The organism is Streptomyces sp. NPDC058872, from assembly GCF_042743065.1.
Taxonomy (GTDB): domain Bacteria; phylum Actinomycetota; class Actinomycetes; order Streptomycetales; family Streptomycetaceae; genus Streptomyces.
Window position 1 is genome coordinate 15057 of the sequence record NZ_JBHYMK010000069.1, and the last position, 20435, is coordinate 35491.

At 70.9% G+C, this 20435-nt stretch carries 18 protein-coding genes; 8 read left to right on the plus strand and 10 right to left on the minus strand.

What is annotated here, in order from left to right; genetic code table 11:
- Positions 1-9: 9 nt before the first annotated feature.
- A complete protein-coding gene (locus ACFW22_RS31035; protein WP_386411008.1) occupies positions 10-834 on the plus strand; it encodes an isoprenyl transferase in 825 nt (274 codons plus the stop codon).
- A gap of 136 nt (positions 835-970) precedes the next feature.
- Here the strand turns inward: ACFW22_RS31035 and ACFW22_RS31040 are convergent, their stop codons facing one another.
- The 4 genes from ACFW22_RS31040 to ACFW22_RS31055 all read right to left on the minus strand — a co-directional run bounded on the left by ACFW22_RS31040 (position 971) and on the right by ACFW22_RS31055 (position 4108).
- On the minus strand, positions 971-1381 hold the full coding sequence (locus ACFW22_RS31040) for a Fur family transcriptional regulator (protein ID WP_386411011.1): 411 nt from the start codon (positions 1379-1381) through the stop codon (positions 971-973).
- Positions 1382-1452: 71 nt separating this feature from the next.
- Positions 1453-2346, minus strand: a complete 894-nt coding sequence (locus ACFW22_RS31045) for a metal ABC transporter permease (RefSeq protein ID WP_386411014.1) — start codon at positions 2344-2346, stop codon at positions 1453-1455.
- 2 nt (positions 2347-2348) lie between these two features.
- Positions 2349-3116: a metal ABC transporter ATP-binding protein gene (locus ACFW22_RS31050; protein ID WP_386411017.1), complete on the minus strand. Its 768-nt coding sequence runs from the start codon at positions 3114-3116 to the stop codon at positions 2349-2351.
- 26 nt (positions 3117-3142) lie between these two features.
- The gene (locus ACFW22_RS31055) at positions 3143-4108 is read right to left on the minus strand and encodes a metal ABC transporter substrate-binding protein (protein WP_386411021.1); all 966 of its coding nucleotides are present in this window, start codon (positions 4106-4108) and stop codon (positions 3143-3145) included.
- A 188-nt stretch (positions 4109-4296) separates the two neighbouring features.
- Between ACFW22_RS31055 and ACFW22_RS31060 the strand changes: the two genes are divergently transcribed.
- Positions 4297-5676: a glycine--tRNA ligase gene (locus ACFW22_RS31060; protein WP_386411024.1), complete on the plus strand. Its 1380-nt coding sequence runs from the start codon at positions 4297-4299 to the stop codon at positions 5674-5676.
- A 61-nt stretch (positions 5677-5737) separates the two neighbouring features.
- Here the strand turns inward: ACFW22_RS31060 and ACFW22_RS31065 are convergent, their stop codons facing one another.
- From ACFW22_RS31065 to ACFW22_RS31080, 4 genes are all read right to left on the minus strand, one after another.
- Entirely contained in the window at positions 5738-6427 is a 690-nt protein-coding gene (locus ACFW22_RS31065; RefSeq protein ID WP_386411027.1) for a VC0807 family protein, read from the minus strand.
- A 115-nt stretch (positions 6428-6542) separates the two neighbouring features.
- Positions 6543-7133 (minus strand): TetR family transcriptional regulator, encoded by a 591-nt coding sequence (locus tag ACFW22_RS31070; protein WP_386411030.1) that lies wholly within the window; start codon positions 7131-7133, stop codon positions 6543-6545.
- Between the two features lie 16 nt (positions 7134-7149).
- Positions 7150-8187 (minus strand): aldo/keto reductase, encoded by a 1038-nt coding sequence (locus tag ACFW22_RS31075; RefSeq protein ID WP_386411033.1) that lies wholly within the window; start codon positions 8185-8187, stop codon positions 7150-7152.
- A 41-nt stretch (positions 8188-8228) separates the two neighbouring features.
- On the minus strand, positions 8229-9668 hold the full coding sequence (locus ACFW22_RS31080) for an MFS transporter (protein ID WP_386411036.1): 1440 nt from the start codon (positions 9666-9668) through the stop codon (positions 8229-8231).
- 110 nt (positions 9669-9778) lie between these two features.
- Here ACFW22_RS31080 and ACFW22_RS31085 point away from each other — a divergent pair, with 110 nt between their 5' ends.
- A complete protein-coding gene (locus ACFW22_RS31085; RefSeq protein ID WP_386411060.1) occupies positions 9779-10732 on the plus strand; it encodes a helix-turn-helix transcriptional regulator in 954 nt (317 codons plus the stop codon).
- Here ACFW22_RS31085 and ACFW22_RS31090 read toward each other — a convergent pair.
- Positions 10702-12180, minus strand: a complete 1479-nt coding sequence (locus ACFW22_RS31090) for an MFS transporter (protein ID WP_386411039.1) — start codon at positions 12178-12180, stop codon at positions 10702-10704. The genes ACFW22_RS31085 and ACFW22_RS31090 overlap by 31 nt on opposite strands.
- 53 nt (positions 12181-12233) lie before the next feature.
- On the opposite strand from ACFW22_RS31090, the gene dusB reads away from it, so the two are divergent.
- From dusB to ACFW22_RS31105, 3 genes are all read left to right on the plus strand, one after another.
- Positions 12234-13370: a tRNA dihydrouridine synthase DusB gene (gene dusB, locus ACFW22_RS31095; protein ID WP_386411042.1), complete on the plus strand. Its 1137-nt coding sequence runs from the start codon at positions 12234-12236 to the stop codon at positions 13368-13370.
- Between the two features lie 356 nt (positions 13371-13726).
- Positions 13727-16438, plus strand: coding sequence for a pyruvate, phosphate dikinase (gene ppdK / locus ACFW22_RS31100; RefSeq protein WP_386411045.1), 2712 nt, complete (start codon positions 13727-13729; stop codon positions 16436-16438).
- Positions 16439-16935: 497 nt separating this feature from the next.
- The gene (locus ACFW22_RS31105; RefSeq protein WP_386411048.1) at positions 16936-17970 is read left to right on the plus strand and encodes a helix-turn-helix domain-containing protein; all 1035 of its coding nucleotides are present in this window, start codon (positions 16936-16938) and stop codon (positions 17968-17970) included.
- On the opposite strand, the gene ACFW22_RS31110 is transcribed toward ACFW22_RS31105, so the two are convergent.
- Positions 17940-19097, minus strand: coding sequence for a PhoX family protein (locus tag ACFW22_RS31110; RefSeq protein WP_386411051.1), 1158 nt, complete (start codon positions 19095-19097; stop codon positions 17940-17942). The two genes, ACFW22_RS31105 and ACFW22_RS31110, sit on opposite strands and share 31 nt — an antisense overlap.
- A 245-nt stretch (positions 19098-19342) precedes the next feature.
- On the opposite strand from ACFW22_RS31110, the gene ACFW22_RS31115 reads away from it, so the two are divergent.
- Both ACFW22_RS31115 and ACFW22_RS31120 read left to right on the plus strand, forming a co-directional pair.
- Positions 19343-19819, plus strand: a complete 477-nt coding sequence (locus ACFW22_RS31115) for a group III truncated hemoglobin (RefSeq protein ID WP_386411054.1) — start codon at positions 19343-19345, stop codon at positions 19817-19819.
- 61 nt (positions 19820-19880) lie between these two features.
- Positions 19881-20297 carry a VOC family protein gene (locus ACFW22_RS31120; protein ID WP_386411057.1) on the plus strand — a complete coding sequence of 139 codons (417 nt, stop codon included), beginning with the start codon at positions 19881-19883 and terminating at the stop codon, positions 20295-20297.
- The last annotated feature ends 138 nt before the right edge of the window (positions 20298-20435 follow it).

Here is a 20435-nt window from a genome sequence, read left to right on the forward strand (position 1 = left end):
AGACCATCCATGGCCATCGCACGACTCCTCGGGCGCCAGCGTCGGGAGTACAGGACCCCCGAGCCGCACCCCTCCGGTGCCCGTCCGCCGAAGCTCCAGCCGGAGCTGGTGCCGGAGCACGTCGCGATCGTCATGGACGGCAACGGCCGCTGGGCGAAGGAGCGCGGACTTCCCCGCACCGAGGGGCACAAGGTCGGCGCCGAACAGGTGCTGGACGTGCTCCAGGGCGCGATCGAGATGGGCGTGGGGGCGATCTCGCTGTACGCCTTCTCCACCGAGAACTGGAAGCGCTCCCCCGAAGAAGTGCGCTTCCTGATGAACTTCAACCGGGACTTCATCCGCAAGACCCGTGACCAGCTCGACGCGCTCGGCATCCGCGTGCGCTGGGTGGGTCGGATGCCCAAGCTGTGGAAGTCGGTGGCCAAGGAGCTCCAGGTCGCACAGGAGCAGACCAAGGACAACACCAAGCTGACGCTGTACTTCTGCATGAACTACGGCGGTCGGGCGGAGCTCGCGGACGCGGCGCAGGCGCTCGCGGAGGACGTGCGGGCGGGCAAGCTGGACCCGGCGAAGATCACCGAGAAGACGATCCAGAAGTACCTGTACTACCCGGACATGCCGGACGTGGACCTCTTCCTGCGGCCCAGTGGTGAGCAGCGCACCTCGAACTATCTGATCTGGCAGAGCGCGTACGCCGAGATGGTGTTCCAGGACGTGCTCTGGCCCGACTTCGACCGCCGCGACCTGTGGCGGGCCTGCGTCGAGTTCGCCCAGCGCGACCGGCGTTTCGGCGGCGTCGACCCGGCCGACCTGGCCGTCCTCGACAAGGCCTGACGGGCGTGGCGGACCCGGCCGCAGCCGGCCGGGTCCGCATCTTCGCGGGGCGCGACGCCGCCCGGACCCGAGGCCGGGAGGACACCCGAAGGGCCCGTACCGAAAGAGCATCGGTACGGGCCCCGGGTATGTCAGGTCACTGGGCGGAACAGTCCGCGCACGTGCCGAAGATCTCCACGGTGTGCGCCACGTTCACGAAGCCGTGTTCCGAGGCGATCGCCTCGGCCCACTGCTCCACCATCGGGCCCTCCACCTCCACGGCCTTGCCGCAGACGCGGCAGACCAGGTGGTGGTGGTGGTCGCCGGTCGAGCAGCGGCGGTACACCGTCTCGCCTTCGCTGGTGCGCAGCGCGTCCACCTCGCCGGCGTCCGCGAGGGACTGCAGCGTGCGGTAGACGGTGGTGAGGCCGACGGAGTCACCGCGGTGCTTGAGCATGTCGTGCAGTTCCTGGGCGCTGCGGAACTCGTCCACCTCGTTCAGTGCCGCCGACACGGCGGCCCGCTGCTTGGTCGAGCGGCCGCGTACGGGGGGTCCTGCCGTCACCACGGGGGCCTCCTTGGATGCTTGTCTGCCCCGCCATTCTGCCAGTCCCCCGTACCCCGCGGGCCTGCCGCGGGTCAGACCTTCACGTCGTCCGTCGGGCGCCGGGTGCCCGGGACCCGTGCGTCGCAGTCCTGGGCGCCCGCCTCGGCGAGTCGGGCCCTCCGCCGGGCGAGCGGGGCGGCGAGGAAGGTCAACGCGATGAAGATCCCGATCGCGTACAGGACGATCGTCGCGCCGGGCGGCACGTCCTGGTAGTACGAGGTGACCGTGCCCGCCAGGGTGACGGTGATGCCGGTCGCCACCGCGAGGACGAAGGTCGCGCGGAAGGACTTCGACAGCTGCTGGGCGGCTGCCACCGGCACCACCATGAGGGCGCTGACGAGCAGCAGGCCGACGACCCGCATGGCGACCGTGACGGTCACCGCGGCGGTGACCGCGATCAGCAGGTTCATGGCCCGCACCGGCAGGCCGGTGACCCGCGCGAATTCCTCGTCCTGGCTGACCGCGAAGAGCTGTTTGCGCAGGCCGACCGTGATCAGGATGACGAAGGCCGCGAGGATGCTGATCGCGGTGACGTCCTCCGGCGAGACGGTGGAGAGCGAGCCGAAGAGGTACGTCGTGAGGTTGGCGTTGGAGCCGGTCGTCGAGAGGCTGGTCAGCATGACGCCGCCGGCCATGCCGCCGTAGAAGAGCAGCGCGAGCGCGAGGTCGCCACGGGTCTTCCCGTACGCCCGGATCAGTTCCATCGCGATCGAGCCCGCGACGGCGACGAGCGTCGCCATCCAGACCGGGCTGGAGTTCAGCAGGAAGCCGAGTCCGACGCCGGTCATGGCGACGTGGCCGATGCCGTCGCCCATCAGGGCCTGGCGGCGCTGGACGAGGTAGATGCCGACGGCGGGCGCGGTGATGCCGACGAGGACGGCCGCGAGGAGCGACCTCTGCATGAAGGCGGGTTCGAGGAAGTCCATGGTCAGGTCAGCAGTCCCGTGCGGAGCGGCTCGCCGGCCGCGTGCGGATGTACGTGGTCGTGGCCCGGCAGGGCGTGCTGGCCGAGGGCCTCGGGCGGCGGGCCGTCGTGGACGACGCAGCCGTCGCGCAGGACGACCGCGCGGTCGATCAGCGGCTCCAGGGGGCCCAGTTCGTGCAGGACGAGGAGCACCGACGTGCCGCCGGCGACCTGTTCGCGCAGGGTCGAGGCGAGGATTTCCTGGCTCGCGAGGTCCACGCCGGCCATCGGCTCGTCCATGATGAGGAGTTCGGGCTCCGAAGCGAGGGCGCGGGCGATCAGGACCCGCTGGTGCTGACCGCCGGAGAGCGCGGAGACGGAGTCCTTGGCGCGGTCGGCGAGGCCGACGAGCTCGATGGCCCGGTCGACGGCCGCCCGGTCCGCCTTCGTCGCCCAGCCGAACGCGCGGCGGGAGAGCCGACCCGAGGAGACGACCTCGCGGATGGTGGCGGGGACGCCGGCCGCGGCGGTGGTGCGCTGCGGCACGTAGCCGATCCGGGCCCAGGCGCGGAACCGCTTCCGTGCGGTGCCGAACAACTCGATGGTGCCGTCGGTCAGCGGCACCTGGCCGATCACGGCGCGGACGGCGGTGGACTTGCCGGAGCCGTTGGCCCCGAGCAGGGCGACGACCTCGCCGCGGTGGACGGTGAGGTCGACGCCGCGGAGGACGGGCCGTGCGCCGAGGGCCGCCGTGGCTCCGCGGACGGAAAGGACGGGATCCGGGGACGCCATGGCTCGTACCTCCTGGTGTGCTGTGGTCACTTGGCGCCGAGGGCCTTCTTCAGTGCGGCGAGGTTGGACTGCATGACCTCGATGTAGTCGTCGCCCTTGGACTTGTCCGTGATGCCCTCGAGCGGGTCGAGCACATCGGTCCTGAGGCCGGTGTCGCCGGCGAGGGTCTTCGCGGTCTTGTCGCTCGCCAGGGTCTCGAAGAAGACGGTGGAGACCTTGTCCTTCTCGGCGATGTCCTGGAGTTCCTTGATGCGGGCGGGGCTCGGCTCGGACTCGGGGTCGACTCCGGTGATGCCCTCCTGCTCCAGGTCGTAGCGCTCGGCGAGGTAGCCGAAGGCGGAGTGGGTGGTGATGAAGGTCCTGGTGGCGGTGGACTCGAGGCCCGTTTCGAACTCGGTGTTCAGCGCGTCGAGCTTCTTCAGCAGGGCGTCGGTGTTCTTCCGGTAGTCGGCGGCGTGGTCCGGGTCGGCCTTCTCCAGGGTGCTGCCGACGCCCTTCGCGACCTCGGCGTACTTCACGGGGTCGAGCCAGACGTGCGGGTCGGCGCCGGCCTCGGCGGCGTGGTCGTGGCCCGCTTCCTCGCCCTCGTGGTCGTGGCCGACCCCGGTGCCGTGCTCTTCGAGCTCCGTGAGTGTGGTCGCGTCGACGGTGTGCGTGACGCCGGCCTGGGCGATGGCCTCGTCGACGGCGGGCTGGATGCCCTTGAGGTAGAGGATGACGTCGGCCTCGCCGAGCTCGCCGATCTGCTTCGGCTTGAGCTCCAGGTCGTGGGGTTCGACGCCGGGCTTGGTGAGCGTGGTGACGGCGACGTGGCCGCCGCCTATCTGCTCGGCCAGGTACTGCATGGGGTAGAACGACGCCACCACGTCCAGCTTGCCGCCGTTCCCCTTGTCCGCGGCGTCCGAGGTGCCGGCGCAGGCGGTGAGGGAGACGAGGCCGAGCGCGACGGCTCCGGCGAGGGCGGTGCGGGGTATGAGGCGACGTACGTTCATGACAGTCATTTTCAACAAAACTGGAAACGGTTGTCAATTGCCTTTCCTGTGGTCCACCCCACGCCCTTCCTCGCGAACCCCTCGGAGATCCTCCGCCGACCCCGAGTGCCGGACCGATTTGAAACGGGGGGTGCGGGCGCCGGTAACCTGAGGCATTCGCACTTCGTCCTCGTAATGAAGAGAGCACCGTGGCCGCCGACAAGATCGACACCATCGTCAGCCTGAGCAAGCGCCGTGGCTTCGTCTACCCCTGCAGCGAGATCTACGGCGGCCAGCGTGCCGCCTGGGACTACGGACCGCTGGGTGTCGAACTCAAGGAGAACATCAAGCGCCAGTGGTGGCGTTACATGGTCACCGCGCGCGAGGACGTCGTCGGCATCGACTCGTCGGTCATCCTGGCCACCGAGGTCTGGGAGGCCTCCGGTCACGTCGCCACCTTCACCGACCCGCTGACCGAGTGCACCTCCTGCCACAAGCGCTTCCGCGCCGACCACCTGGAGGAGGCGTACGAGGAGAAGCACGGCCGTCTCCCCGAGAGCCTCACCGACCTCAACTGCCCCCACTGCGGCAACAAGGGCACCTTCACCGAGCCCAAGCAGTTCTCCGGTCTGCTCTCCACGCACCTCGGCCCGACCCAGGACACCGGCTCCGTCGCCTACCTGCGTCCCGAGACCGCCCAGGGCATCTTCACCAACTTCTCCCAGGTGCAGACGACCTCGCGCAAGAAGCCCCCGTTCGGCATCGCGCAGATGGGCAAGTCCTTCCGGAACGAGATCACTCCGGGCAACTTCATCTTCCGCACCCGCGAGTTCGAGCAGATGGAGATGGAGTTCTTCGTCAAGCCGGGCGAGGACGAGCAGTGGCAGGAGTACTGGATGCAGCAGCGCTGGAACTGGTACACCGGCCTGGGTCTCCGCGAGGAGAACATGCGCTGGTTCGAGCACCCGCAGGAGAAGCTCTCCCACTACTCGAAGCGCACCGCCGACATCGAGTACCGCTTCTCCTTCGGCGGCAGCGAGTGGGGCGAGCTGGAGGGCGTCGCCAACCGCACCGACTACGACCTGAGCGCCCACTCCAAGGCCTCCGGCGCCAACCTCACCTACCTGGACCAGGAGTCCAACGAGCGCTACACGCCGTACGTCATCGAGCCCGCCGCCGGTGTCGGCCGCACGATGCTGGCCTTCCTGCTCGACGCGTACACCGAGGACGAGGCCCCCAACGCCAAGGGCGTCATGGAGAAGCGCACGGTGCTGCGCCTCGACCACCGCCTGGCCCCGGTCAAGGCCGCCGTCCTGCCGCTCTCGCGCAACCCGCAGCTCTCCCCGAAGGCCAAGGGGCTGGCCGCGGACCTGCGACAGAACTGGAACATCGAGTTCGACGACGCCGGCGCCATCGGCCGCCGCTACCGCCGCCAGGACGAGATCGGCACCCCGTTCTGCATCACCGTCGACTTCGACACCCTCGACGACAACGCGGTGACCGTGCGCGAGCGCGACAGCATGAAGCAGGAGCGCGTCTCCCTCGACCAGATCCAGGGCTACCTGGGCAGCCGTCTGCTCGGCTGCTGAACCCGGTCGTTCGTGCGGGAAGGCTCCCGGTTCCTCAGGAACCGGGAGCCTTCCCGCGTCATCAGGCGGTTGCCGCCTCGGCCTCGGCCTCGGTCCGGCGCCGGGCGCCCTCGGCCGCGCGGCGCTTCCCGAACCACGCCGTCCAGACGGCGAGGGCGCCGAGGACCCCGTAGATCATGATCGGGCTGAGGGCCACCATGGTCGCGGTCGGCAGGAGGTACGCCAGCGCGACGCGGACCAGTGCCTCGGCGACGTAGGCGACGCCCCAGACCAGCGTCATCGTGCGCATGGTCGAGCGGAAGCCCTCGAACTGCCACATGCCGTTCCACCAGGCGGTGCCCGCCGGGGTGCCGTCGGTCGCGAACTTCCGGCCGAAGGAGAACATCAGCGGGCGCGGGGTCAGCAGGGTGCCCAGGCAGAGCAGGCCGAACAGGCCCGTCACGCCGGAGTCCTTGACCAGCAGGGCGCGGGCGGTGTGCGCGCCGACGAGCGAGGCCACCGCCGTGATCACCAGGAAGACCAGGGTCACGACGGCGAATTCGTCCAGCTTGCGACGCCAGGCGATCATGATCGCACCGTCCAGCACCGGCCAGGCGCTGCTCAGGAGCAGGGCGGAGAACTCGGACCAGCCGTGGTCCTCGGTCAGCGTGTTGTACGTGATGACCGGCGCGATGACATTGAGGCCGATCGTGAGGATCCAGCCGATCGCTGCGGCGCCTCCCGAGCGGGCCGGCTTGGCGGGTGCGGACATGGTTCCCCCTGGGAGCTCCTGTGGTCGTGGTGCGCGAGCACGCTAGTCATGCGCAGAACAAGGAAGGGGAAAATCCGAGCCAAGTGATCTTCAAGGGGCGGGCGGTCCTCGCTGCTCAGGCCCTGAGGGCCCGCTGCACGAGGGACACGACCGCGGTGAAGGCCTGCTCGGCGTCCGGGGCCGACCAGTCGGCCGCGTGGGCCGGGTTGTGGAAGCGGTCCGTGGCGTGGAAGACCGCGCGGGCCGTGGTCGGGACGTCCGGTTCCCGGATCGTGAACAGGCCCTCCCGGTGGCCGTCCCGGAGGATCCCGGCGATCTGCTCGATCAGGTGCTGCTCGTGCCGGTCGACCACGGCACTGTTCTCGCCGATCAGCACCTGGAAGGTGGCCATCAGTTCCGGGTCACCGCCCGCCTTCTTGCGCTTGAGGGAGAAGAGGGCCGTGAGCCAGTCGGTGAGCCGCCGGTCCGCGGGACCCCCGGCCTCGACGTAGGGGCGGAGCGCGAGGATGGTCCGCTCCAGCCACCGCTCGGTGACCGCCTCGCGCAGCGCCGCCTTCGTGCGGAAGTGGCGGTAGACGCTGCCGTGGCTGACGCCGAGCACCCGGGCCACGTCGACGACGGTCGCCTTGGCGGGGCCGTAGCGTCGCAGCACCTCCTCGGTGGCTTCGAGGATGCGCTCTGCGGTCAGGGTCTCGGTGGCGGCCATGGCATGACAGTACCCGTCAGCGCTCGCTGTCCAGATGGGCCATCTGGGCCGCCGGATACCGCTCGCCGGCCGCGGCGCCCGCCGGGACGGCCTCCTCGATCGCCGCCAGGTCGGCGGCGTCGAGGGTGACCTCCAGGGCGCCGAGGGCCTCTGCGAGCCGGTCCCGGCGCCGGGCCCCGACGAGCGGCACGACGTCGACGCCGTGCCGGGGGCCCTGGGCCAGGACCCAGGCGATCGCCGCCTGGGCGACCGTGACGCCCCGGGCCTCGGCGACCGCGCGCAGCCGGTCCACCAGGTCCAGGTTCCGGCCGAGGTTCTCGCCCTGGAAGCGGGGTGACGTCCCGCGGAAGTCGCCGGGGCCGAGCGTGCGGTCCCGGGTGAAGTGGCCGCTGATCAGCCCCCGGGACAGCACCCCGTACGCGGTGACGCCGATGCCGAGCTCGCGGGCGGCGGGGAGGACCTTCTCCTCGATGGACCGGGAGATCAGCGAGTACTCGATCTGGAGGTCCGCGATCGGTGCCACGGCCGCTGCCCGGCGCAGGGTGTCCGCGCCGACCTCGGAGAGGCCGATGTGCTTCACGTGTCCGGCCGTGACCAGCTCGGCGATGGCCCCGACGGTCTCCTCGATCGGCACGTCCGGGTCGACGCGGGCGATCCGGTAGATGTCGATGTGGTCCCGACCGAGGCGCTGCAGCGAGTACGCCGCGAAGTTCTTCACCGCGGCCGGGCGGCCGTCGTACCCGGTGAAGCCGCCCTCCACGGTGCGGAGGGCGCCGAACTTCACGCTGGTCAGGGCCTGCTCGCGGGCGGCGGAAGGGGCGGTGCGCAGGGCTTCGGCGATCAGGAGCTCGTTGTGCCCCATCCCGTAGAAGTCGCCCGTGTCGAGCAGGGTCACCCCGGCGTCCAGGGCGGCGTGGAGGGTGGCGATCGACTCGGCCCGGTCGCTCCCGCCGTACAGGGCGGACATGCCCATGCAGCCGAGGCCGAGGGCGGAGACGCTCGGGCCGGTGGTGCCGAGCGGGCGGGTGGGGACGGGGTTTCGCAGTGCAGTCATGCATCGACCATGACATGACCGATGACAGATTTCAATAATTGTCACTTCACTGTGCGGGGGAGTCGCAGGCCCAGCAGCAGCGTCAGCGCCACCACGCCCAGCTGGACCAGCAGCGTCGTCCGCAGCGCCGCACCCATCTCGGCGGGCGCGGAGGCCAGCGAGAGGAAGAGCGATCCCAAGGTCGCCACGCCGAGCGTCAACGCCGACTGCTGCACGGTCACCATCACCCCGCTGCCCACGCCCGCCCGCTCCGACGGGACCTCGGAGAGCACCACCCGGAAGAGCACCGGCAACTGGAGGCCCTGACCGAACCCGGCCACCGCCATGCCCGGCAGCAGATCGGCCGCCGAGAGCCCCTGCCAGTCGCGCCCCACCGACCAGGCGATCGCGGCGATGCCGAGCCCCTGGAGCAGGGCCCCCGCCGGCACGACCCGGGTCCCCCAGCGCCGCACCAGCCGGGGCCCCGCCAGCGAAGCGCCGAAGAACGCGAGGGCCATCGGCACCAGCGCCAGACCGGAGGCCACCGCCCCCATGCCCAGACCCTGCTGGAGCGCCACCGCGATCACGAACATGAAGCCGCTGAAGCCCAAGGAGAGCGGCAACACCACCAGGATCCCGCGCCGCAGCGACACCAGGGCCAACAGGCTCGGCGGGACCAACGGCGTGGCACCCCGGCGGTCCGCCCGCCGCTCCACCCACCAGAAGGCGCCGGCCGCGAACGGGAACACCGCGAGCGACACCCACGTCCACAGCGGCCAGCCGGCCGCACGGCCCTCCGTCAACGGTGCCAGCAGGGAGAGCAACCCGACCGCGAGGAGCACCGTGCCCGGCACGTCCACCGGTGCCGGCCGGTCCGAGCGGGTCTCCGGCACCGAGCGGACGGCGAGGACCAGCCCGGCCACGGCCACCGGCACGTTCACCAGGAACACCGCGCGCCAGCCGGAGCCCGCGAGGTCGGCGGTCACCAGCACCCCGCCCAGGATCTGGCCACCCGCCATCGAGAGGCCGCCGGTCGCCCCGTACAGGCTGAGCGCCCTCGCCCGCCGCGCCCCCCGGGTCGAGGAGTGGATGGTCGCGAGCACCTGCGGCAGCATCAGTGCCGACGCCGCCCCCTGGGCGACCCGGGCCGCGACCAGGGTCCAGGCGTCGGGGGCGAGCCCGCAGGCGAGCGAGGTCAGACCGAAGGCGGCCATGCCGACGAGGAAGAGCCGCCGCCGGCCGAAGAGGTCGCCGAGCCGCCCGCCGAGGACGAGCAGCACCGCGTACGGCAGGCCGTACCCGGCGACGACCAGTTCGAGGAGCGCCGGGCCGGCGGCCAGGTCGCGGTCGATGGCCGGCAGGGCGACGTTGACGATGAAGAAGTCGATGAGGGGGAGCGCGGCGCCGAGCAGGACGGTGAACAGGCCCAGGGGGCCGAGCGCCGCCGCCGGCCGACCACCGGTCGGGACGGGAGCGCGGACGGAAAGGGAGGTCGAAGTCACGCAACCGAGCTTCCGACCCCGCTCAGTCTGGTACCAGAGTGTCTTTATCCTGGTACAGGCAGTACCTGGAAACCGGCTGATCGCCCCGTCACGCTGGAGGCATGACCGTCATGGCGATGAACCCGCCCGGAGCGGCGACGACCACGGCCGGAACGGCGGAGGGCACGCCCGACGCCCCGATGAGCGAACCCGATGTGCGCCGCCACGAGCTCGCCGCCTTCCTGCGCAGCCGGCGCGAGCGCATCACCCCCGAGGAGGTCGGGCTGCCGAGGGGCCCGCGCCGCCGCACCCCCGGCCTGCGCCGCGAGGAGGTCGCGCACCTCTCGGCCGTCGGCGTCACCTGGTACACCTGGCTCGAACAGGCCCGGAACATCCAGGTGTCCCCGCAGGTCCTGGACGCCCTCGCAGGAGCGCTGCTGCTCGACCCCACCGAGCGCAACCACCTCTTCGCCCTCGCCGGGCACGCCGACCCGCACCCCGAGGCGCCCTGCGCCGTCGTCACCCCCACCCTGCGCCGTCTCCTCGACCAACTGGAGCCGGTACCCGCCGCGATCCAGAACAGCCGATACGACTTCCTGGCCTACAACCGCACCTTCGGGCACCTCTTCCGCGACCTGGACGCGCTGCCCCGCGAGGACCGCAACACCCTCTGGCTGGCCTTCACGGACCGGGAGTTCCGGGCGGCGGTCACGGACATCCCCGAGGTCGCGCGGCTGCTCGCCGGGAAGCTCCGCGCCTCCATGGCCGAGCACCTGGCCGAGCCCGCCTGGAAGGCGCTCGTGCGACGGCTCGAAGAGGCCTCGCCCGAGTTCCGGGACATCTGGGCCCGACGCGAGGTGGTCGCTCCCGGCAGCCGCATCAAGCTGGTGCGGAACCCCCGGGTCGGGCTGCTCAGCTTCGAGCACACCAATCTGTGGCTCGGCCCGAACGCCGGCACCCACCTCGTCACCTACGTTCCCGTGGACGAGGCCACCCAGGCGGGAGTGGCCCGTCTGCTCGACCTGGTGGTCCGGGAGCGGGCGACCGCGGCGGCTCAGGAGGAGGGCGCCCCGGCGGCGGTCTGAGACCCGCCCGTCGGACCGCCCTCGGGACCGCCCGTCGGACTGCCCCCCGGACCGCCTTCCGCCGTCAGGCAGCGTGCCGTCCGCTCGGCCGTGCGCCGCGCCCACCTGCCGCTGCTCAGCGCCCCGACCCCCAGCACGGCGAGGCCACAGCCGGTGATGATCCAGTAGCCGGGGCGGGCCGCCGCCACGAACGCCTCCGGGGGCGGTGCGGCACCGGCCCCCGCCGCCAGGACCGCGCCGATCACCGCGACCCCCAGGGTCTGTCCGACCTGGCGGCTCGTGGAGGCCACTGCCGCCGCCACTCCGGCCTGCGCACGGGGCATCCCGGAGACGGCCGTGTTGGTGATGGGGGCGTTCACCAGGCCGAAGCCGATGCCGAAGAGCACGTACCCGGTGAGGAGCAGCGGATCGCTGGTCTCGGCGGCGAAGGCGGCGAAGAGCAGTGGTCCGGCCGTCATCGCCGTTCCCGCGAGCAGGAGCGGGGGGCGCGGTCCGCGTGCCGCCGTGAGCCGTCCCGACAGCGGGGCGAAGACGAAGGTCATGCCGGCCATCGGCAGCATCCAGAGTCCGGCGTCCAGTGGGGAGAGCCCCTGCACGTCCTGGAGGTACAGGGTGTTCAGGAAGAGGAAGCCGCCCAGCGAGGCGAAGGCGCAGACCGCGATCACGGTGGCCCCGCTGAACGGGGCGCTGCGGAAGAACCGGAGGTCGATGAGGGGATCGCGGCGCCGGGGCTCGTAGTGCAGCAGTCCGATGAGCGCGACGGCCGCGAAGGCGGCGAAGAGGGGGTCCGTCTCGATGATCGCGTACGTCAGCGAGCCGAGGAGCGCCGCCACCAGGAGCTGCCCGACGGGGTCGGGGCGTCGTGGCCGGGGCGCGCGGGACTCGGGGACGTACCGCAGGGTCAGGAGCAGTGCGGCGAGGGCGACCGGGAGGTTGACCCAGAAGATCGCGCGCCAACCGACCGACTGGACGAGCAGCCCGCCCACCAGCGGTCCGGCGGCCATGGAGACGCCGACGACACCACCCCAGATCCCGATGGCACGCGCGCGTGCGGCGGGCTCCGTGAAGGTGTTGGTGATGATCGACATGGCGACCGGGTTCAGCATGGACCCGCCCACGGCCTGCACCGCCCGGAAGGCGACCAGGGCCTCCAGGTTCGGTGCGAGGGAACAGAGCAGCGAGCCCAGCGCGAAGACGCCCAGACCGGTGACGAAGACCTTCCGGCGGCCGATCCGGTCGGCGGTGGACCCGGAGAGCATCAGCAGGGAGGCGAGGACCAGGGTGTAGGCGTCGATGGTCCACTGCAGGCCGGAGACGTCGGCGGCGAGGTCACGCCGCATGGCGGGCAGAGCGACGTTGAGCGCGGTGTTGTCCAGGCTGACGATCAGCAGGCTCATGCAGCAGATCGCGAGCACGACCAGCCGGCGACTGCGCGTGAGCTCGGGCATGTGCGGATCGTACGGCCGACGGGGAGTCCGCGCCGTGCGGGACAATGGGCCCCATGACCGCGTTCACCCCTCTTGCCATCGGGCCGCACACCGTGCAGCCGCCGGTGGTGCTCGCCCCGATGGCCGGCATCACCAACGCCCCCTTCCGCACCCTCTGCCGTGAGTTCAGCGGCGGCAAGGGGCTGTTCGTGAGCGAGATGATCACGACGCGCGCCCTGGTCGAGCGCAACGAGAAGACGATGCAGCTCATCCGCTTCGACGCGTCGGAGCAGCCGCGCTCGATCCAGCTGTACGGGGTGGATCCGGTGACCGTCGGCAAGGCGGTGCGGATGATCGTCGACGAGGACCTGGCCGACCACATCGACCTGAACTTCGGGTGCCCGGTTCCCAAGGTGACCCGGAAGGGCGGGGGCTCGGCGCTTCCCTACAAGAGGCCGCTGCTGCGGGCGATCCTGAACGAGGCCGTGGGCAACGCGGGTGACCTGCCGGTCACGATGAAGATGCGCAAGGGCATCGACGACGACCACATCACCTACCTGGACGCGGGCCGGATCGCGGTCGAGGAGGGGGTCACGGCGATCGCCCTGCACGGGCGGACGGCGGCCCAGCACTACGGCGGCACGGCCGACTGGGACGCGATCGCGCGGCTCAAGGAGCACGTGCCGGAGATCCCGGTGCTCGGCAACGGAGACATCTGGTCGGCGGACGACGCCCTGCGGATGATGCGCGAGACGGGCTGCGACGGCGTCGTCGTGGGCCGCGGCTGCCTGGGGCGCCCGTGGCTCTTCGGGGACCTGGTGTCGGCCTTCGAGGGCACCGGGGAGTACGCGCAGCCGGGGCTGCGGGAGGTCGCGGACGCGATGGTGCGGCACGCGCGGCTGCTTGGCGAGTGGCTGGGCGACGAGGCACGCGGTGTCATCGACTTCCGGAAGCACGTGGCCTGGTACTTGAAGGGCTTTGCGGTCGGCTCCGAGATGCGCAAGAAGCTGGCGGTCACCTCCTCCCTGGACGAGCTGCGCGCTCAGTTGAGCGAGCTCGACCTTGACCAGCCCTGGCCGGTGGGGGCGGACGGTCCTAGGGGCCGTACGTCCGGAAATAACCGAGTCGTCCTGCCGGACGGCTGGTTGAAGGACCCCTATGACTGTGCCGGAGTGAGCGAGGACGCCGAGCTGGATACGTCCGGCGGCTGAGATCCGGCTCGTTCGAGGGAGTGATCCTCGCCACCCCTGAGGGGGTTAGTGCTCAGATGAGCATATTACGTCCGGCTGTACATCCTGAATGGGTGGCACTCAGTGCCACCCATTTTGTGTTCAGAAGTTGAACACAAGTGCTCGATCGGACGCTCATGTGAGCGTCTAAGTGCTGGATTGGGTCAACCGGCCTTCGGGGCGTGAAAGCGGAAGCTTCGCCTCGGAAACTTTCGAAGTGCTGGCGGACGGGTGGTTAAGACCGTGTGACCGGTAGGCGTACCTCCCCAGAAGCCTTCGATCTGGGTATGTTCCTCGCCGTCAGGGCAGCCAACCGAGTCGTCGAGGAGTCGGGACCCGTGTCGGAAAAAAATGATCAGAAGTTCGTGTACGACTTCACCGAGGGCAACAGGGACCTGAAGGACCTGCTCGGTGGCAAGGGCGCCAACCTCGCCGAGATGACCAACCTCGGCCTGCCGGTCCCTCCGGGCTTCACGATCACCACCGAGGCGTGCAAGGTCTACCTCGAGAGCGGCTCCGAGCCGGTCGAGCTCCGCGACGAAGTGAGCGCCCACCTCGACGCCCTTGAGCAGCAGATGGGCAAGAAGCTCGGCCAGGCCGACGACCCGCTCCTCGTCTCGGTCCGTTCGGGCGCCAAGTTCTCCATGCCGGGCATGATGGACACCGTCCTCAACATCGGACTCTCCGACGAGTCCGTGACCGGCCTCGCCCGCCAGGCCGACAACGAGCGCTTCGCCTGGGACTCGTACCGCCGCCTCATCCAGATGTTCGGCAAGACCGTGCTCGGCGTCGAGGGCGACCTCTTCGAGGAGGCCCTCGACGAGGCCAAGGTCGCGAAGGGCGTCGCCAGCGACACCGACCTCGACGCCGCGGACCTCCAGAAGGTCGTCGAGCACTTCAAGGAGGTCGTCAAGGCCGAGACCGGCCGCGACTTCCCCCAGGACCCGCGCGAGCAGATGGACCTCGCCATCGAGGCCGTCTTCAACTCCTGGAACACGGACCGCGCCAAGCTGTACCGCCGCCAGGAGCGCATCCCGGGCGACCTCGGCACCGCCGTCAACGTCTGCTCGATGGTCTTCGGCAACCTCGGCCCGGACTCCGGCACCGGCGTCGCCTTCACCCGCGACCCCGCCTCCGGCCACGCCGGCGTCTACGGCGACTACCTGCAGAACGCGCAGGGCGAGGACGTCGTCGCCGGCATCCGCAACACCGTGCCGCTGGCCGACCTCGAGTCGATCGACAAGAAGTCCTACGACCAGCTCATGCACATCATGAGCACCCTGGAGACCCACTACAAGGATCTCTGCGACATCGAGTTCACCATCGAGCGCGGTCAGCTCTGGATGCTCCAGACCCGCGTCGGCAAGCGCACCGCCGGTGCCGCCTTCCGCATCGCCACGCAGTTGGTGGACCAGGGGCTGATCGACGAGGCGGAGGCGCTCCAGCGGGTCACCGGTGCCCAGCTCGCCCAGCTGATGTTCCCCAAGTTCGACGAGACCGCCAAGGTCGAGCAGATCGGCCGCGGCATCGCCGCCTCGCCGGGCGCGGCCGTCGGCAAGGCCGTCTTCGACTCCTACACGGCCGTCAAGTGGTCCCGCTCCGGCGAGAAGGTCATCCTGATCCGCCGCGAGACCAACCCGGACGACCTGGACGGCATGATCGCGGCCGAGGGCATCCTCACCTCCCGCGGCGGCAAGACCTCGCACGCCGCCGTCGTCGCCCGCGGCATGGGCAAGACCTGTGTCTGCGGCGCCGAGGAGCTGGAGGTCGACACCAAGCGCCGTCGGATGACCACGGCCGACGGCCAGGTCGTCGAGGAGGGGGACGTCGTCTCCATCGACGGCTCCACCGGCAAGGTCTACCTCGGCGAGGTGCCCGTCGTGCCGTCCCCGGTCGTCGAGTACTTCGAGGGCCGCATGCACGCCGGCGCCGACGACGCCGACGAGCTCGTCGCCGCCGTCCACCGGATCATGGCCTACGCCGACCGGGTCCGCCGGCTGCGCGTCCGAGCCAACGCCGACAACGCCGAGGACGCCTCGCGCGCCCGTCGCTTCGGCGCCCAGGGCATCGGCCTGTGCCGCACCGAGCACATGTTCCTCGGCGAGCGCCGCCAGTACGTCGAGCGGCTCATCCTGGCCGACACGGACGTCGAGCGCGACCAGGCCCTGGAAGCCCTGCTGCCGCTGCAGAAGCAGGACTTCATCGAGCTCTTCGAGGCCATGGACGGGCTTCCCGTCACGGTCCGGCTGCTCGACCCGCCGCTCCACGAGTTCCTCCCCGACATCACCGAGCTGTCGGTCCGCGTCGCCCTCGCCGAGTCCCGCAAGGAGCCGCACGAGAACGACCTGAGGCTGCTCCAGGCCGTGCACCGGCTGCACGAGCAGAACCCGATGCTGGGCCTGCGGGGCGTCCGTCTGGGCCTGGTCATCCCGGGCCTGTTCACCATGCAGGTCAGGGCGATCGCGGAGGCCGCCGCCCACCGCATCGACGCCAAGGGCGACCCGCGCGCCGAGATCATGATCCCGCTCGTCGGCACCGTCCAGGAGCTGGAGATCGTCCGGGAGGAGGCCGAGCAGGTCATCGCCGAGGTCCAGGCGCAGACCGGCGTCGAGCTCACGCTCGCGCTCGGCACCATGATCGAGCTGCCGCGCGCCGCGGTGACCGCCGGTCAGATCGCCGAGGCCGCGGAGTTCTTCTCCTTCGGCACCAACGACCTCACCCAGACGGTGTGGGGCTTCTCCCGCGACGACGTGGAGGCCTCGTTCTTCACCGCGTACCTGGAGAAGGGCATCTTCGGCGTCAGCCCCTTCGAGACCATCGACAAGGACGGCGTGGGCTCCCTGGTCCGCAGCGCGGTCGAGGCCGGCCGTGCCACCCGCCCGGACATCAAGCTCGGCGTCTGCGGCGAGCACGGCGGAGACCCGGAGTCGGTGCACTTCTTCCACGAGGTGGGCCTCGACTACGTCTCCTGCTCGCCGTTCCGGATCCCGGTGGCGCGCCTGGAGGCGGGCCGCGCGGCCGCCGAGGCGAAGGGCAGCGACAGCCGCTGAGACCACCGGGGCCGCCGTCGGTCACCTCTTTGACCCTCACCGACGGGCGGCGGCTCCGGATTCACAAAAGAGACGGGACGGACACCTTTGTGCGGAGGTGTCCGTCCCGTTGTTTGTTCGTTTGTTTGTCGAGCTGATGTGAGTCAATGTTCAATTGCGGCCGATTGGATTATTGGCCCTTGAACTTCTTTGATTCCTCAGCGCAAAGAACGGGGCGGGCGCGACCTCCGGATCCCCACCCGGAGGCCGCGCCCTTTACCGTTGTCGGGCAGGTGAGCCGCAACCTCGCCGACCGCCGCCGGACGGGCAAAGCCCCCCACGGTCTTCACCACGTCACCTCGGTCCTGAAGGTTTCCTGCCCGACCCGTACAGCTTTTCGGTTCCCCCCCGATTGCCGCGATGCCTTTCAACTGTGGCTGAAACACCCTGGTAACGTGCTGTGATGCTGTGCATACTCGTCGTCGGGGGTGGTTGCGAGTGCACAGGTGGGGACCTTCATGCTGCGGATTCATTTCACGGGAAACGACTTGGCGGGGGTGCGGACTGCCGCCCGGCCGGACGTTCTGTGGGAAACGATTCTGAGTTTTCACCGTCTAAGAGACCGGCGCGGCTCGGTCGTCTACGGAGAATGGCGATCGGGTGCCCGGATGCGGCTCGGCGGCGAGACCCGACTCCTCGCCGCGCTCGTTCCCGGCCGCGGTTATTTTCCCGACTTCCTGACGCCCGCCGAGGGGGTCCACGGGCTCGACGAGGGCCTCCAGGCGATCCGTGCCACCGAGCCGGGACGGCTGCGCGGCGAACTCGCCCTGCTCGCCGCCGACCGGTCCGGGGGCCGGAGCGTGCCGCACTCGCTGCGCGCCCTCGCCGACGGCGGCGCGGAGCCCTTCGACCGGCTCGTGGGGGCCCTGCGCAGCTACCACCGGGCGGTCATCGAGCCGTACTGGCCGCACATTCGGGCCAGTGTCGAGGCCGACCGGGCCCGTCGGGGGCGGGCCCTCCTGGACGGCGGTGCGGACGAACTGCTCGCCTCGCTGCCGCCGATGCTGCGCTGGCGGGCGCCGGTCCTGGAGGCGGACTATCCGGTCGACCGGGAGGTCCGGCTCGACGGCCGGGGGCTGTTGCTCCAGCCCTCGTACTTCTGCCGGGAGACCCCGGTCGTGCTCCGTGACCCCGCGCTGCCGCCGGTCCTCGTCTACCCCGTCACCCACGGGGAGGCGCCGACCGTCCGCGCCCCGGGCGGATCCTCGCTCGCCAAGCTCGTCGGTCAGACCCGCTCGGCCGTCCTGCACGCCATCGGGGACGGCGGGACGACCAGTGAGCTGGCCCGCAGGGCCGGGGTCTCGCTGGCCTCGGCCAGTCAGCACGCGGGCGTGCTGCGCGAGGCCGGGCTCATCGCGACCCTCCGCCACGGCAACGCGGTCCTGCACACGCTGACGCCGCTGGGCGCCGCCCTCCTCGGGGGCGCCCAGCGGCCGGTGGACCTGCGGTGTTGTGCGGGCGGTTACGCCCGGAACGGGCCGGTGACCTCGTAGGTGATGCCGCCCGAGGAGCTGCCGCTGGTGCCGCGCTGGCTGGAGAAGTACAGCCGCGTGCCGTCGGGGGAGAAGGCCGGTCCGGTGATTTCGGAGCCGGACTGGCCGGTGATCCGCAGGAACGGCGTCACGACGTCGTCCGGCGTGATGATGCAGATCTCCATGTTGCCGCCGTCCTCGGCGACGAACAGGTCGCCGGAGGAGCTGCCGGTGATGTTGTCCACGCCGGTCAGCGGTGCGCCGCCGCCGACCACCAGCGAGTCGTCGTAGGCCAGTTCGTAGGTGCCGGCGGCGAGGTTGACCTGCCAGACCCGGTTGTCGCCCTTGGTGGTGAACCACACGGTGTCGTTCGCGTAGTGACAGCCCTCGCCGCCGTTGAAGCGCTTGGCGCCCGAGACCTGCTTGCGGGTGGAGGTGGGCGCCCCGTCCGGGTCCGGCACGTCCTGCCAGCTGAAGCTGCCGGAGGTGGCGTTGCCCGCCTTGAGGACCTGGAGGGTGCCGGCGGAGAGGTCGCCCCAGGTGGTGGGCACGAAGCGGTAGAAGCAGCCGTCGCTCTCGTCCTCGGTCAGGTAGACCACCCGGCGCACCGGGTCGGCTGCCGCCGCCTCGTGCTTGAACCGGCCCATTGCGTCCCGGCGGGTGGCGGTGCCGCCCCACGGGTCCGTCTCGTAGACGTAGCCGCGGGACACCTCCTCGCAGGACAGCCAGGTGCTCCACGGGGTCTTGCCGCCGGCGCAGTTCTGGCGGGTGCCGGAGAGGATGCGGTACGCGCCGGTGATCGCGCCCGTCGCGTCGAAGGCCACCGCGCTCGCGCCGCCGCCGGGGTTGATCTCCGCATTGGAGACGTAGATCCAGCCGGTGCCGTCGGCGAAGCAGGCGCCGCCGTCAGGAGCGCTGTGCCAGGCGTACGAGGTGCCGGTCACGGCCTGACCGGACCGGGCGATCACCCGGCTGCTGAACCCGGAGGGCAGCTGGATGCCGTTCGCGTCCGCGGTGCCGAGCGCCCCGTAGGGGCCGGTGCCGGGCTGGGCGGGGGCGGCGAAGGCCGCGCTCTGCCACAGGCTGCCGCCGAAGGCGGCGGCCGAGGTGCCGATGACCGCTCCGCGCAGGAAGTTGCGTCGCTCCACGTCTCGCTCCCGAAGAGGATGGTGAACCGCCCCGTCGCACCGGTCGGCGAAGGGGTTGCGCGCTTCCGGAACCTAGGAGCGCGTAGTTGACTGCACATCAACAAGCGGTGACGGGGAGGCGGCGATCGCCGGGACCTTCGGCGCCCGGGTCCGACCCGGAGAACGGGACCTCCGGCCCACGGGGGAGCGGAAACCGGGACCTTCGGCACGGGGGAGGAGCCGCTGCCCTCGGGGAGACTGGGAAGATGCCTGCCACCTCGGACATCGGTGACCGTCACGACCTCGACGCGCTGTTGCGGCGCTTCTACGGCGCGGCCTTCGCCGACCCGCTGATCGGCCCCTTCTTCACCGAGACCGCAGGCACCGACCTGGAGGCCCACCTGCCGGACATCGGCGACTTCTGGGAGCGCGCGCTGTTCCGCACCGCCGCGTACGGCCGGGACGCCTTCGGCCCGCACGCCGCCCTCCATGCCGCCCGGCCGCTCACCGCCGCCCACTTCGGCCGGTGGGTGCAGCTCTGGCACGCCTCCGTCGACGGGCTCCACCGGGGGCCGCGGGCCGAGCGGGCCAAGGCGCAGGGCGAGCGGATCGCCCTGGCCATGCTGCGCCGGCTCGCCGGCCCCGGTGAACCCCTCGGAGGGACGGGCGGCGGCTTCGTCCCGCTGGCGGCCCTGGAACTGCGTTCCACGACCGGAGCGAAGAAACCTCCGGAAGGGCGATGAGTTCCGGGGCGCCGCACCGTCTTACTCCTCGACAGCACCGCACGAGGGAAGAGAGAGCGCCATGGCCCCGCAGATGATCTTCGTGAACCTGCCCGTGAAGGACCTCGACGCCAGCAAGGCCTTCTTCGAGAAGCTCGGCTACGCCATCAATCCGCAGTTCACGGACGAGACCGCCGCGTGCGTCGTCATCAGCGACACGATCTTCGCGATGCTGCTCACCGAGGAGAAGTTCCTGTCCTTCACCGCCCCCGGCAAGGGGGTCTCGGACGCGACCGCGAACTCCGAGGTGCTCATCACCCTGAGCGCCGAGAGCCGGGAGGCGGCGGACGAGCTCGCCGATGCCGCCCTCGTCGCCGGTGCCGCCCCGGCGAAGGAACCGATGGACATGGGCTTCATGTACAGCCGCTCCTTCAGCGACCTGGACGGCCACCACTGGGAGGTCTTCTGGATGGACCCGAAGGCCGTCGCCCAGGGCTGAGCGCCCGGAGCCGCACGAGGGGCGAGGGCGCCGCGGGGGACCCCCCCCCCCCCCGGGGCCCCCCCCCCCCCCGCCGCCCGGGCGGGCCCCCCCGGGGGGCCCGGGGCAACCCCCCCCCCGCCCCCCCCAGCGGCACGC